This is a genomic window from Priestia sp. 3CA3 (assembly GCF_056836725.1).
In genome coordinates this window covers 329858-344484 of the sequence record NZ_JBXENJ010000004.1, presented here as the reverse complement: position 1 = coordinate 344484, position 14627 = coordinate 329858, and the positions used below count along the sequence as shown (strand labels likewise).

The 14627-nt window shown below is 38.6% G+C and carries 14 protein-coding genes; all 14 read left to right on the top strand.

What is annotated here, in order from left to right; genetic code table 11:
• The first annotated feature begins 28 nt into the window (after positions 1 to 28).
• The 14 genes from AC1VNJ_RS13615 (at position 29) to AC1VNJ_RS13550 (ending at position 14619) form a co-directional block, all read left to right on the top strand.
• Complete coding sequence (locus AC1VNJ_RS13615) at positions 29 to 1486, top strand: aldehyde dehydrogenase family protein (RefSeq protein ID WP_482640906.1); 1458 nt, start codon at positions 29 to 31, stop codon at positions 1484 to 1486.
• A gap of 29 nt (positions 1487 to 1515) precedes the next feature.
• Positions 1516 to 3036, top strand: a complete 1521-nt coding sequence (locus AC1VNJ_RS13610; RefSeq protein WP_034266173.1) for a M81 family metallopeptidase — start codon at positions 1516 to 1518, stop codon at positions 3034 to 3036.
• On the top strand, positions 3024 to 3503 hold the full coding sequence (locus AC1VNJ_RS13605) for a GNAT family N-acetyltransferase (RefSeq protein ID WP_028413331.1): 480 nt from the start codon (positions 3024 to 3026) through the stop codon (positions 3501 to 3503). The genes AC1VNJ_RS13610 and AC1VNJ_RS13605 overlap by 13 nt, the downstream gene beginning before the upstream one ends.
• A 42-nt stretch (positions 3504 to 3545) precedes the next feature.
• On the top strand, positions 3546 to 4955 hold the full coding sequence (gene kamA, locus AC1VNJ_RS13600) for a lysine 2,3-aminomutase (protein WP_482640905.1): 1410 nt from the start codon (positions 3546 to 3548) through the stop codon (positions 4953 to 4955).
• A 2-nt stretch (positions 4956 to 4957) separates the two neighbouring features.
• Complete coding sequence (locus AC1VNJ_RS13595; RefSeq protein ID WP_013057076.1) at positions 4958 to 5236, top strand: YokU family protein; 279 nt, start codon at positions 4958 to 4960, stop codon at positions 5234 to 5236.
• A gap of 101 nt (positions 5237 to 5337) precedes the next feature.
• A complete protein-coding gene (locus AC1VNJ_RS13590) occupies positions 5338 to 6819 on the top strand; it encodes an amino acid permease (protein WP_482640904.1) in 1482 nt (493 codons plus the stop codon).
• Between the two features lie 239 nt (positions 6820 to 7058).
• A complete protein-coding gene (locus AC1VNJ_RS13585; protein ID WP_328173415.1) occupies positions 7059 to 7805 on the top strand; it encodes an MBL fold metallo-hydrolase in 747 nt (248 codons plus the stop codon).
• A gap of 30 nt (positions 7806 to 7835) precedes the next feature.
• Entirely contained in the window at positions 7836 to 8093 is a 258-nt protein-coding gene (locus tag AC1VNJ_RS13580) for a SunI/YnzG family protein (RefSeq protein WP_033578994.1), read from the top strand.
• Between the two features lie 39 nt (positions 8094 to 8132).
• The gene (locus tag AC1VNJ_RS13575; protein ID WP_033578995.1) at positions 8133 to 8594 is read left to right on the top strand and encodes a GNAT family N-acetyltransferase; all 462 of its coding nucleotides are present in this window, start codon (positions 8133 to 8135) and stop codon (positions 8592 to 8594) included.
• 190 nt (positions 8595 to 8784) lie between these two features.
• On the top strand, positions 8785 to 9957 hold the full coding sequence (locus AC1VNJ_RS13570) for an iron-containing alcohol dehydrogenase (protein ID WP_034266185.1): 1173 nt from the start codon (positions 8785 to 8787) through the stop codon (positions 9955 to 9957).
• Positions 9958 to 10135: 178 nt separating this feature from the next.
• Positions 10136 to 11341, top strand: coding sequence for an MFS transporter (locus AC1VNJ_RS13565; protein WP_482640903.1), 1206 nt, complete (start codon positions 10136 to 10138; stop codon positions 11339 to 11341).
• A gap of 143 nt (positions 11342 to 11484) precedes the next feature.
• Positions 11485 to 12333, top strand: a complete 849-nt coding sequence (locus tag AC1VNJ_RS13560) for an AraC family transcriptional regulator (RefSeq protein ID WP_328173418.1) — start codon at positions 11485 to 11487, stop codon at positions 12331 to 12333.
• 129 nt (positions 12334 to 12462) lie between these two features.
• Positions 12463 to 13047: an NAD(P)H-dependent oxidoreductase gene (locus tag AC1VNJ_RS13555; protein ID WP_340843303.1), complete on the top strand. Its 585-nt coding sequence runs from the start codon at positions 12463 to 12465 to the stop codon at positions 13045 to 13047.
• Between the two features lie 309 nt (positions 13048 to 13356).
• On the top strand, positions 13357 to 14619 hold the full coding sequence (locus AC1VNJ_RS13550; RefSeq protein WP_482640902.1) for an ATP-grasp domain-containing protein: 1263 nt from the start codon (positions 13357 to 13359) through the stop codon (positions 14617 to 14619).
• Positions 14620 to 14627: the final 8 nt, after the last annotated feature.

Sequence of the window (14627 nt, the reverse complement as noted above, 5' to 3'; positions counted from 1 at the left end):
CTTTTTAAATGAAAAGGAGGGTAACGATATGAGTCAAACTAAAACCGAACTGCTGCAAGGAGATTTATATATTAACGGCGAGTGGGTAAGTGAAGAGGAGCAAACCTATTTTAAAAGTATAAACCCTGCAACACAAGAGCTCGTCGGAATGTGCGCAGCCGCTACGGCTAGTCAAGTCGATGCTGCCGTAAACGCGGCTAGTAAAGTCTACAGCCACTGGAAAAATATATCTATTCCTGAACGTGCAGCATTTTTAACAAAAGCAGCTGGGCTTTTTGAAAACAGAAAAGAAGAGCTAGCCCAAGTAATGACAAAAGAGATGGGAAAACCGCTATCAGAATCCATAGGGGAAGTTGGTGTCGTCATTGCAACAGCTCAGTATATGGCGGGAGAAGGAAGACGTTTGTTTGGCGAAATAGTGCCCGCTGGCTTTCCTGACCGAGATATAAAAATGGTTCGCGAACCGCTTGGAGTTGTGGCATGTATTACACCTTGGAACTTTCCTGTTTCTCTCGCTTCTTATAAAATGTTTGCCGCTTTGATTGCTGGCAATACCGTTGTCTGGAAGCCGGCTTCAGAAGTGGCGCTCTCAGCGAAGATTTTTATGGAAGTATTGCACGCTGCGGGGCTTCCAAAAGGAACGATTAACTTGCTTACAGGATCGGGCAGAATCGTTGGACAAAAGCTTGCTACGCACTCTGAAGTGAAAATCATCTCATTTACAGGTTCTACGGAAGTTGGTCAGCAATTAGCAGAAATGAGCAGCAAAACCTTAAAGCGTATTTCTTTAGAGCTAGGAGGAAAAAACGCGGTTATCGTATTAAAAGATGCCAATCTGGATAAAGCAGCAGAGGGAATCGTTAAATCAGCATTCACGACAACGGGTCAGCGCTGTACCGCAGCTAGCAGAGTCATCGTGGAGCGTTCAGTAAAAGAAGAGCTGTTGAAAAAAGTAATAGCTCTTACAGAAGAAATGAAGATTGGAAATGGTCTTGATGAAGGGGTTGCAATAGGACCGCTTGTTAATGAACAGCAGTGCCGTTTAGTAGAAGATTACGTACAAAAAGCGGTAGAAGAAGGCGGGAATATTGCGCTCGGAGGTCGTGCTTTATCAGAGTTAGGAACTTGTTATTACATGCCTACAATCATCGATAACGTCCATTCAAATCACACAATTGCTCAAGAAGAGATTTTTGGTCCCGTGCTTGCTTTTATTGAAGTAGATGGCTACGAAGAAGCAATGAGCGTCAATAATGGAACGGTGTACGGACTTTCCACTTCTATTTATACAAGCAGCTTGCACTATGCCAGCCGAGCTGCCAAAGACGCTGTTAGCGGATTAGTCTATATCAATAACGGAACATCTAATGCTGAAATGGGGGTAGCATTCGGTGGAATGAAAATGTCTGGCAACGGCCACAGGGAAGTTTCTCATCATGCATTTGATGTGATGACAGAATGGAAGTCTGTCTACACCAACTATTAATCTCGCACCTTAGCGAAAAGGAGGAGCACATGTCTTCATATCGCATTGGCATTGCCTTTTTTTATCATGAATCTCACAGCTTTAGTCCATTAAAAACAGAAATAGAACAGTTTGTACAAGAAGGATATTTTGTTGGAACGGAAATATATAAAGCATACTCAGGAACCAAAACAGAAGTAGGGGGATTTTTGGATGTATTAAAGCAAGAGAAGCAAGTAGAAATCGTTCCCCTTGTTTGTGCAGCTGCAATTCCGTCTGGGGTTGTATCTTCGGCAGCTTATTACACAATTGAAAAGCAAATGCTGCATATGCTTACTCACGCCGGCCCGCTAGATGGCTTATTAATCGCCTTGCACGGCGCAATGGTAGCAGAGCATCTTTTCGATCCGGAAGCTCATTTGTTAGGTCAAATAAGAAGCTGTATAGGAAGCGACGTTCCCATTGCTACTACGCTCGATATGCACGCAAATATCAGTGAAGATATGCTTACGTACACGCCGCTACATTTCGGTTTTAAAACATATCCTCATATTGATATGTATGAACAAGGAGTGAACGCAGCGCGAGCGCTTTTAACACAGGTAAAAGAAAGCGCTATCTATTATGCGTCTTTAAAAAAACTGCCCATGCTTTTGCCGTCGATTAATATGCGAACAGCAGAAGGACCTATGAAAAAAATGATTGATCTTGCTAACCAAGCCGAGCAAGAAGAAGACGTATACAATGTTTCCATTTTTGGAGGCTTTCCGTATTCTGATATTCCAATTGCGGGAGCAAGCGTGCTCGTAACAGCTTTGAATCCGGAAACAGCAGAAAAAACAGCAAATAGACTAGCTTCTCAATTTTGGAGTATAAAAGAGGAATTTATGGTAGATTTGCCTACCGTTGAAGAAGGTCTGCAAACAGCGTTAAAACGATCAAACGAACAGCCAATTGTGCTCGCTGATATAGCGGACAATCCTTTAAGCTGCGGAAGCGGTGATACAACAGAGCTTTTAGAATACATGCTGAAGCTAAATATGCCGGGGACACTGTTTGGAGGTCTTTATGACCCTGAATCTATTAAACAATGCGTGCAAGCAGGAGTTGGAAGCTACGTCTCTCTTTCCTTAGGAGGAAAAGTTTCTCCTGAGTTTGGAAAGCCGGTTGAAGTTGAAGCAAAGGTCATTGGCTTATCAGAAGGTGAGTTTTACAATTCGGGACCGTTTAATCAGCATTTAAAAGTAAATGTAAAAGGCGCAGCTCATATTCGAGTAGGAGAATTGGATATTTTGTTGATTGGAAGGCCGGTATCAGCAAACGATCCTGAACTTTTTCGCCATATCGGTATCGAGCCAGCAAGGAAAAAAATCATTGGTTTAAAAGCTAAAAATCATTTCAGAGCCGCTTTTGAACCGCTTGTAGGGTCTATCATCTATGTGGATGCTCCAGGCGTAGCGTCAAATCGCTTAACGACCTTTAATTATCAGCACCTTCCAAGTCCAATATGGCCGCTGCAAGATGCAAAATATGAAAGTGAAAAAAGGAGGAAAGAAAAATGGATGCATTAAAAGAGCAGTATTATATCGAAGTCCCAGAGTCGTTAAGTCCCGCGCAGCAAAAAATGATGATTGAACTTGAAAAAGATGCGTTTCCGGGCATGGGAGCCGTTGATGAACAGACGCTTGTACCTTTAGCGCGCTACGGAAAGCTCATTCAATATTTCCAGGAAAATGACGCAAGGCCAATTGCCATTTGCGAGCTGCTTAGAGATTACAAAGATGTCACAAAAGCTTATATCTTTGGGTTCTACGTCCGCTCTGATAAACAAGGAAGCGGAATTGGACAGCTGTTCTTAGAAGAAATATTTTCGATTCTACAAAAAGATAATTTTGAAAGCGTTTGTTTGACTGTGAATGTAAAAAATGAAGGCGCTGTTAAGCTGTATAAAAAAATGGACTTTACGATTAAAGAAACGCGAGCAGGAGAGTTTGGCGAAGGAGAAGATCGCTATTATATGGTGCGGTCAATTTCTTAGTAGAACATCTATTCAAAAAATGAACCTTGGAGGGAATATAAAATGAAAAATACATTATATAAAGCAAGCAGACATTGGAAAGAAATCGAGCTTTGGAAAGATGTAACGGACGAGCAGTGGAACGACTGGGTATGGCAGCTGACAAACACGATTAAAACATTGGAAGATTTAAAGAAAGTGATCAATTTAACACCTCAAGAAGAAGACGGCGTTAAAATTGCAACTAAAACGATTCCGCTAAACATCACTCCTTATTACGCATGGTTAATGGATGAGAATGATCCGAAATGTCCAATCAGAATGCAGTCCGTTCCTATTTCAGAAGAACTGCATAAAACAAGATATGATTTAGAAGATCCGCTTCATGAAGATGAAGATTCACCGGTTCCTGGCTTAACGCACCGTTATCCCGACCGCGTCCTGTTTTTAGTTACAAATCAGTGCTCCATGTACTGCCGCTATTGTACAAGAAGACGTTTTTCAGGACAAATCGGAATGGGCGTTCCAAAAAAACAGCTGGATACAGCGATTAATTACATTGCAGCCAACCCTCAAATTCGTGATGTATTAATTTCCGGAGGAGACGGCCTATTAATCAATGACAATATTTTAGAATATATTTTGAAAAATTTGCGCGATATTCCGCACGTAGAAATTATTCGTATCGGTACAAGAGCGCCGGTCGTGTTCCCTCAGCGCATTACAGAAAATCTGTGCAACATCTTAAAGAAATATCATCCGGTTTGGCTAAATACGCACTTTAACACATCAATTGAAATTACAGAAGAATCAAAGCGTGCATGTGAAATGCTTGCGAACGTAGGAGTTCCAGTTGGAAACCAAGCGGTTATTTTAGCCGGAATTAACGACAGCGTGCCAATCATGAAGCAACTTATGCATGATTTAGTAAAGATCCGCGTGCGTCCTTACTACATTTATCAATGTGATTTATCAGAAGGAATCGGCCATTTCCGTGCGCCAATCAGCAAAGGGCTAGAAATTATGGAAGGACTTCGCGGCCATACGTCCGGCTATGCAGTTCCTACGTTTATCGTGGATGCTCCTGGAGGAGGCGGTAAAATTCCGCTGCAGCCAAACTATATTATTTCTCAAAGCTCCAATAAAGTGGTGCTTCGAAACTTTGAAGGTGTTATTACGTCTTATCCAGAGCCGCAAAATTACCAAAGTGGAAGCGCAGAAGAATTTTATAAAAAAGTATATCCTGAAGTGTTTGAAAAATTTGAAAGCAACGGTGTTCTTTCGATTATCGATGATACAAAGTTCAACTTAACGCCAGAAGGTCTAAACCGTCTTGACCGCCGGAAAACGTATGATCAAAATCCAGAGCATAGCTCTTTAAAAGACAAGCGTGAAAAGCGCGATCAATTAAAAGAGAAAAAATTTGAAACGCAAATGAAAAAATACGAAACAGCGGGAGCGAAGGAGGAATAATATTGAAGTGCCAATGGTGCGAATCATATGAAGCCAAGGAGACGGATGCAACGGTTTATTGGGAGCTTCCTGACGGTACAAAAGCTATAGAAATTAAAGAGACGCCTTCCATTACATGTTCAGAATGTGGAATTACGTATCAAACAGACGAAACAGTTGGACATATTGAAGATCAACTGTTTTTAATCAACACCTCTGCCTTAGAAAAAAGTGTAACGTACGAACAGCTTATGAGCCTGCCTCGTCTATTAAAACGAAACTACTTTGATTTTTCAAAGTGAGCAATAAAGGATCCATCTCCTACTTTTTATAGGAGATGGATATTCTTATACGCTTTACGTTAAACATGTTCGCATAGTTCTTTTATGAAGGTGGGATAAGTATGGAAGCAGTCGATATAAATCGTAATGAAGAAGAAAAAAAACAGGACGATAAGCATGTAAAACGCCATTTAAAAGCTCGTCATATGACCATGATTGCCATTGGAGGTTCAATAGGAACTGGCTTATTTCTAGCCACGGGATCTTCCATCCAAACTGCTGGACCGGGAGGAGCGCTGATTGCTTACGGGGCTATTGGAATTATGGTTTATTTTCTCATGACTAGCCTTGGAGAAATGGCCACGTTTATGCCGGTATCAGGTTCTTTTTCAACATACGCCAGTCACTATGTAGACCCAGCTCTCGGGTTTGCGCTCGGCTGGAACTACTGGTTTAACTGGGCTGTTACGCTCGCTGTAGAAATAGCTGCTTCTGCTATTATCATGAAGTTTTGGTTCCCTGATGTGCCAAGTATTATCTGGAGCGCTTTGTTTTTAGGCTTAATTTTTTCACTTAATTTCCTATCTGTAAAAAGCTATGGAGAATCTGAATATTGGTTTGCTCTCGTAAAAGTAGTAACCATCATTGTATTTATCGGAGTGGGCCTTCTGACGATCTTTGGCATCTTCGGCGGTGAATATATCGGCTTTAAAAACTTTACATTAGAAGAAGCGCCGGTCAACGGCGGATTTCTGTCCGTACTAAGCATTTTCTTTATCGCGGGATTTTCTTTTCAAGGTACAGAGCTAGTCGGTATTGCGGCAGGGGAAAGTGAAAACCCTCAAAAAAATATACCAAAAGCCATTCGCCAAGTCTTTTGGCGCATCCTTCTATTTTATATTGCAGCCATTGCTGTAATCGGGCTTATCATTCCTTACACCAGTCCATCTCTTCTAGGAGGAGATGTGGATAACATTGCGGTTAGTCCATTTACGCTTGTTTTTGAAAAAGCAGGAATTGCTGCAGCTGCTTCGGTGATGAATGCTGTTATTCTTACATCCGTTTTATCAGCCGGAACATCTGGTTTATATGCTTCTACGCGAATGTTATGGTCAATGGCCAATGAAGGGCAAGCGCCTAAAGCGCTTCGGAAAATTAATCGTCGAGGAATTCCAGTAAATGCGCTTGTTTTAACCACTATTATTGGCGGTCTTGCCTTTTTAACATCCGTTTTTGGTGATCAAATGTATATGTGGCTTTTAAACGCTTCAGGTATGAGCGGATTTATTGCGTGGATTGGTATTGCCGTCAGCCACTATCGTTTCCGAAAAGCATATGTTGCTTCAGGACAGGATCTAAATGATCTAGCCTATAAAGCAAAATGGTTCCCTCTAGGTCCTGTTCTTGCATTTGGAATGTGCCTCATTGTTATTTTAGGACAAAACTATCAAGCGGTACTTTCCGACAAAATTGATTGGTACGGCTTAACGGTCTCCTACATTGGCCTGCCTCTCTTTTTAGCGACGTGGTGGGGATATAAAATAGCAAAGAAAACCAAGGTTGTACCTTTGCATGAGTGCATTCAAAAAGAGGATAAGAAATAAAAAAGCCATAGTGGCTAACGACAAAGAAAAAAGGTGAACCCCGGACAGTGGGGTTCACCTTTTCATTTATAAAAATCGATTATTTTACACTCTGTTATACGAATATCATATCATAAAAAGTGATTTTTTTCCAGTCTGGTTTTTATTTTGTTTATTGATAAAATTCAAGAATAGCACTGCATGCTAAGCAATTGTGGAGGTCGGAAATCTTTGTACTTTAATAAGAAAAGGGGTTCGTAATGAGAATTTCTGCAGGTGTTGAGATGCTACAGTTGACTGCCAGAGCTTTTGACCAAGATATAATACTAAATCCTACGTTAGTTTGGAATAACGATGAAGCTATTCTAATTGATACAGGAATGCCTGGGCAAACCGATCAACTGAAAGAGATCTTGGGTGAATTGAATATATCTATTGAACAGCTAAAAGTAATTCTTCTAACGCATCAAGATCTAGATCATATAGGGTGTGCGACTGATATACGAAAAAAATCAAATAAAAATATCATCGTATATGCTCATGAATTTGATAAGCCGTATATTGAAGGGAAACTTCCGCTTATTAAAACGAATGCTAGTCAAATGAGTAAAGAAGAACTATCAGCTATACCTGATGAAATAAAATATTTATATAAAACCCCTCCAAAAGTTGACGTGGATATAGTATTAAAAGGGAGTCAACTGCTTCCATACTGCGGAGGCATTGAAGTTATTTTTACTCCCGGACATACGCCTGGGCACGTTAGTTTTTATTTAAGAAAATCAAAAACGCTGGTTGCCGGAGATGCTCTAGTATTGGCAAATGGACAGCTAATGGAACCTGTTAAACAAACGACCTTAAATATGGACCAAGCAGTTCAATCACTTGAAAAGTTTTTAAACTATGAGATCGAGCATGTTATTTGTTATCACGGAGGCTATTTTCAAGGCTGTCCGAAAGAAGCGATTTTAAGGATAAAAGAACACGTTGCAGAGAGACAAAGTTAAGATAAATAGAAGCCAAAGGGGATGGACAAAATGTTTACACCAACTATCAGTGTCCGAAAAATAAATGATAATCTCATTATAAAATGGCAGCTTGCACACTTTACGATTCCGTTAGAAGACATTCTTGAAGTAACGGAAGATGACACGTACGGAGGCAAAGAAGCAAACGCCATTCGAATTGGCCCTCCGTACGGAACAACTGACCGAATTTTTATTAAAACGACCAATAAAAACTATCTGTTATTTACCTCAAACGCACCGGCTATATTAAACGAAATAAATTCATAACGACCACTACTAAATATGAGATATATAGGAGAGAAAAAATTGAAGATTAGCCGTACTTTCGATGCTGATACAATTGCCAAGCTTAATCAGTCTGTTCATCAACTGCATGTAGAATTATCCCCCGAGCGCTTTCAAACATATGATTTTCAGAAGATACATGAATTTTTTAAGAAAGTTATGGAAAACGATAGGTTTATCTTTCTTTTAGCAGAAGATGAAGGACAGCATGTAGGATTCGCTTGGGTTGAAATAAAGCAGTATTCAGAAACAGTGTTTAAAAAAGCTTACAAGTCAATTTATGTTCATCAAATAAGTATCGCAGAACTCCACAAAAACAAAGGGTTTGGTTCAAGTTTGATGAAAGAAATTTATAGCATTGCCCGTACTCAAGACATAAATACAATTGAGTTGGATTACTGGAGTGACAATACGGTTGCGGAGAGTTTTTACGAAAAAGAAGGCTTTGTTACGTATAGAAAAATGGTTTATAAAGAGCTTTAAAGAGAGCATTTACTTGCTCTCTTTTTTATGTCTAGGAAGCCATTTTCTTCATTTTAATCACTCAATAAAACAAAGTACGCGATTTGAGAACTTAACTCTTGAAAAATTTTCGTTTTACATTTATACTTACATTCTTGTTCGCGTAATGCGACAACTTACTTTATATTCAACTAGGAGGTATACAGATAGTATGGAAAATTTCATTTATCATAATCCCACAAAATTAATCTTCGGAAAAGATCAGCTTCAAGCATTATCAGAAGAACTCCCGAAATACGGAAAAAATATTTTGCTTGTATATGGTGGAGGAAGCATTAAGAAAAACGGTTTATATGATCAAGTTCTTGCGCTGTTAAAAGAGCTAAACGTAAACATACACGAGTTAGCGGGCGTAGAGCCAAACCCTCGATTATCTACGGTACGAAAAGGAATTGAAATTTGCCGAAATGAAAACATTGATTTCATGCTAGCAGTCGGCGGAGGAAGCGTTATTGACTGTACAAAAGCAATCGCTGCCGGAGCTGAGTATGAAGGAGACGTCTGGGATATTATTAACAAAAAAGTCACGGCTACAAAAGCACTGCCGTTTGGAACGGTATTAACATTGGCAGCAACAGGTTCTGAAATGAATCCTGATTCGGTTATTACGAATTGGGAAACAAATGAAAAATACGTTTGGGGAAGCGCCGTTACGCACCCTGTATTTTCTATACTAGATCCTGTGAACACGATGTCTGTTCCTAGAGATCAAACTATCTACGGCATGGTAGACATGATGAGCCACGTTTTCGAACAATATTTCCATAACGTGAAAAACACGCCTTTACAAGATCGTATGTGCTATTCCGTATTACAAACAGTAATTGAAACAGCACCGAAATTGCTAGAAGATCTGCAAAGCTACGAACACCGCGAAACGATTTTATATTCCGGAACGATCGCATTAAACGGAACACTTCAAATGGGCTACTTTGGCGATTGGGCTTCACATACAATTGAACACGCGGTATCAGCAGTATATGACATTCCTCATGCGGGCGGTTTAGCAATCCTATTCCCAAATTGGATGCGACACGTTGTAGATCAAGATGTCACTCGTATGAAACGCGTCATGACAAGCATGTTTGATATTGAAACTGCAGGTAAAAGTGACAAAGAAATTGCGTTAGAAGGAATCGATAAGCTAAGCGCTTTTTGGTCAAGCCTTGGTGCACCTTCTCGCTTAGCAGATTACGATATCGGAGAAGAGCGACTAGACGAAATTGCTGGAATTGCTGCTCGTGAAATGGAGCACGGAGGTTTCGGTAACTTTAAGAAACTGAATAAAGATGATATTTTAGCTATTTTAAAAGCATCACTATAAGGTGAATAGCAAAAAGAAGGAGACATAGATCTCCTTCTTTTTGTTTTATCTTATAAATGATTGGAACTTAAGTAGCGTATGGAGAAATTTTTTTCTAGGATTTCGGTTAATAATCTAAGAAAAACCTTTATAATTGAGTACAGAAAGAACGCTTTAGAGGATATAAGGGAGTGGGAAGATGAAAAAATTTGCGCTAGCTTCATATGCGCTTTATTTGTTGGGCGGATTAGTCATTACAGCCGTAGGATCCGTCTTACCGCAATTGTTAACACATTACCATGTGTCTTATACAGTTGGCGGGCAGCTTGTATTAGTAGGTTCTTTAGGATTTTTGATAGGAGTTCCGCTATCTTCTTTTCTATTAGGACGCTTCAGCGAAATGAATTTACTTACAATTTCCGCATTAATGATAGCGCTATCACAAATAGGTATGCTTTTATTGCCTCCATTCGAGTGGATTATCGTATTCAATTTCTTAAATGGTATTGGTGTAGCGGCCTTGGAAGTAGTTGTAGCTACTTTAATGATGGAAGTATTTATCGGTAGAAGAGCTATTGTTATGAGTTATTTAGAAGTATCATTTGGCCTGGGTGCGCTGTTGATGCCGTTAATAGCTAGCTTATTGATTTCACAGAACAGCTGGAGGTATTCATTTTTTATAACCAGTATACTAGCTTTACTAATGGTTGTAGTCTGTAAAATGATTCCTTTTAAAAAAGAGACTGTTTCAACTTCAGAAAGCGGTGCTTCAGACGCCAACTCAGAACCTGCGCCTGTGCTTGCTAAAAATCAAAGATGGAAAATACTCGCTCTTTTTAGTGTGATGATTTTTATGTATGCCGGAGTAGAAAGCAGTATGAATAATTTTCTTTCGTCTATTTTTATCACATATCTAGACGTAATTCCCTCACAGGCTACTTTAAGCATAAGCGTTTTTTGGGTGGCTATGCTCATAGGACGAGTGGCTACTGGATGGATTATTCGAATTGTTACATACGAACGTTATCTTTTTGGTAGCATTGGAGGGACAATTGTGAGTTTAGTGCTGTTTATTGTGTTAAAAGAAGCAGTAGCAGGCTATATTTTATTAGGGTTTTTAGGGCTTGCAATGTCAGGTATCTATTCGATAACGATGGTATATGCTAACCATACGTTTACCGGATCTGCCCGTATTGTAACAAGTTTAATTACTGGTTTTTCAGGGCTTGGAGGTGCTGTTTTCCCTGCGCTTATTGGCTTTACTATGGACGCAAGCGGCATTACCTCAGCGCTTTGGTACATAACAGCTTTTGCATGTTTATATCTTCTAGCGCTTTGTATCATTTTTTTCGTTCAGCGTGATGCAAAACAAAAATCTAACGACACTGTACAGCCTATGAAATAAATGCTACGTCAAAAAAAGAAGTGAATTATAAGTTCACTTCTTTTTCTTTTTATTTTCTCTTTCGTTATAGTAATCAAAAAGGGTTCACATAAATTCAAACTAAAAAGTAAAAGATGGATATCTCTATAAAAAAGGAGCGCTATATGAAAGAAGTGAAGTTTAACTCAAATGACGTTTTGAGTCAAAAACAAGAAAATATTCAAATTATAAAAGCAGTAAACGTGCAGCCTCAACAAGCACGTGAAACGTTGGATAAACATTTGCTTCTTCTTCACCGTACCGCTAAGCCTGTTGCAATTCAAGAAACAGTAGCAGACAGCTTTCATGGAGGAGTAGCGTTTAAAAATGATATTAACTTTATTCCTGCGGGAGCTGACAGCACTTGCGAGTGGAAAGAACCGTTATCTTTTTTACGTGTTGAGTTAAATCCTCAAATCGTTAAAGAAATAGCTGATAAAGAAAGCTTATCTTCTAGCCTTGATCTAAGCTATTACCTTAGAAATCAAGATCATAAAATGCAGCAGCTTCTTTTGTGGCTTAATGAAGAGGTCGAACATGGGAATCCTCAAGGAAAACTTTACATTGACTCAGTTACAAATTTAATTATTTATCACATTTTAAAACAGCATAACGATAGTCAATCCAATTTTCTTAGTAAGACGCCGGGACTTGAGCATTTAAAAATAGCGATGGAATACATGCAAGATCACTATGCTGAATCCATTACATTAGATGAGTTAACTCGTTTATCTAATTTAAGTTCCTCTCATTTCATTAACAGCTTTAAACAAACGCTAGGCGTAACGCCCCATCAATACTTGCTTAAGATTCGAATTGAAAGAGCAAAAGAAAAATTACAAAGCTCCAGTTTGCCGCTTAGTGAAATTGCTTATGAATTAGGCTTTACAGATCAAAGCCACTTCTCAAAGCATTTTAAAAAAATAACGGGAATGTCCCCGCTTAAGTGGAAACAAAATTTTATACAAAAATAACCGAATTTTGTACAAGAAAACGACTTGAATATCTCCTAAAATAAACGTGTAAAGGAATTTAAGAGGAGATGTTTAAGTGAAAATCATCTCCGTACTATAAAAATTATACACAATATAGGAGAGATCATAATGAAAGTATTAGTAAATATATTTCACCCTAATTTAGCAGAATCTAACGTTAATAAAGCGTGGATGAAGCGATTAGAAAAGGAAGATGTCACAGTTAATAATATCTATGAGCGCTATCCGAATTGGGAAATTGATGTAGAAAAAGAGCAAGAGCTTTTATTAAAGCATGACCGCATCGTTTTTCAATTTCCTTTTTACTGGTATAGTACGCCTCCGCTAATGAAGAAATGGTTGGACGATGTATTAACTTTCGGCTGGGCATACGGCACGAATGGCACCAAACTGCATGGAAAAGAATTTGTATTGGCAATTTCAGTAGGAGGTCCGCAAAAGTCATATAGAGCAGGAGGTTATAACAACTATACGATTAGTGAGTTAACAAAACCGCTGCAACAAACGGCTAACTTAACGGGCATGAAGTTTCTTACTCACTTTGTTCAATACAATTCGGTTGTTGCTACGGAAAAAGAAATCAGTGAAAGTGCGGAAGGCTTAGTTCAGCATATAACAGATCCTGGATTAAACCCGGACGTCGCTTTAAAAAGAATACTAAATGAGATGGCTGAAAAAGATGTAACTTTATAAATGGTTACTATCTATTTTAATAAAAAACATAAAAAAGAAAGGTTGAACCTAGGTCAACCTTTCTTTTTTTTATAAAAATTCTCATTAATTTTTTTCTAACCATATCTTTATAATTAAATAGCAAAATTTCCGCTTTTAAATGTCCTTTAGTATCCCTTCTATAAACATCTGGCTTCTCAACGTTTTACTGCTATATTAAACATTCTATATATTCCTAATATTATACAGGATTAAATTGACAAATGTACGAAGCTGTCATTAGAATTTAGTCATCAAACAGTGAAAAGCTGTTCGAAATGAGGGAAGTAAATGCCGTTACGAAATAAGCACTTGGCAATCGTGTTACAGAATACATATTTACCGTTTATTTTTGAAGAAGCAGAAGCTCTCGGAATTAAAATGACATTTTTTTATAACCAAGAGGAAGCAGAACCTACACATCTTAAACACGTACAAAAATTTATACCCATTGATCTATTTCAGGCTCCGGAGAAAGCTCTTGAGGTTATTAAAACAGAGCATAACCAAAATTCGTTTGACGGTATTATGACAATATATGAACCGGCGTTAGAGTTTGTCGCTCAATTGGCAAAAGAACTAAACTTGCCGGGCTTATCACCGTTTGTGATTAGTAACTGTCGCAACAAACAGATGATGAGGAAGATTTTAAAAGATAGTAACCTTAATACTCCTTATTTTAAAGAGATTAAAAATGAAGAGGAAGTAAAGGATCTTTTATTAACCTATCCTGTTGTAATAAAACCTTCTAACGGATTTGCGAGTCAAGGAGTGTCAAGAGCGAATAATAAAGAGGAACTGATCGACAGCATAGAAAAAGTGAGACGCGTAAATGAAGAAGATCTAGGTAAGTTCACAAAAAATAAAACAGGTATCGTAATTGAACAATTTATAGACGGACCGGAGTTTGCTATTGAGACGTTTTCTGTAGAAGGAGAAGTTTATGTACTTTCTATAGGCTACAAAGGAAATTCAAAAGGGCCTTTTTTTGAAGAAGGTGTTTATATAGCTCCAGCTCACCTGGAAGAAAACGTTTGGGAATCTATTTCGCAAGAAGCAGCTAAAGCAGCAACCGCTTTAGGGATTGAAAATGGCCCCGCTCATATTGAATTACGCTTGGACCCAGCAGGAAAACCTTATGTGATTGAAATAGGAGCGCGCATCGGAGGGTCTGGTATTTCACATTATATCGTAAAAAAAAGTACAGGTATTAACTATATGGAGCTAGTTTTTTACTATGTATTAGGTTTAAAACCTCCTGCATTAAAAGACAAAGGACAACAAAAGAAAGTAGTAGGCAACTACATTATTCCTGTACAAGGTCACGGAATTTTCAAAGAAATTCAAGGCGTAGAAGACGTGCATAGAGATAGTGAAGTAAAAAGAGTTATTCAGTTCATAACTAAAGGTACAGAAATTTTTCCGTATCCGCACTTTTCAGGGTACCCTGGATTTATTTTGACGACTCATGACTCTTACTCTGACTGTGAGCAGTATTACAGATACCTAGACTATAAAATAAAAGTTGTTTATGACAATAAAGTAAACGCATAGAGGTTATT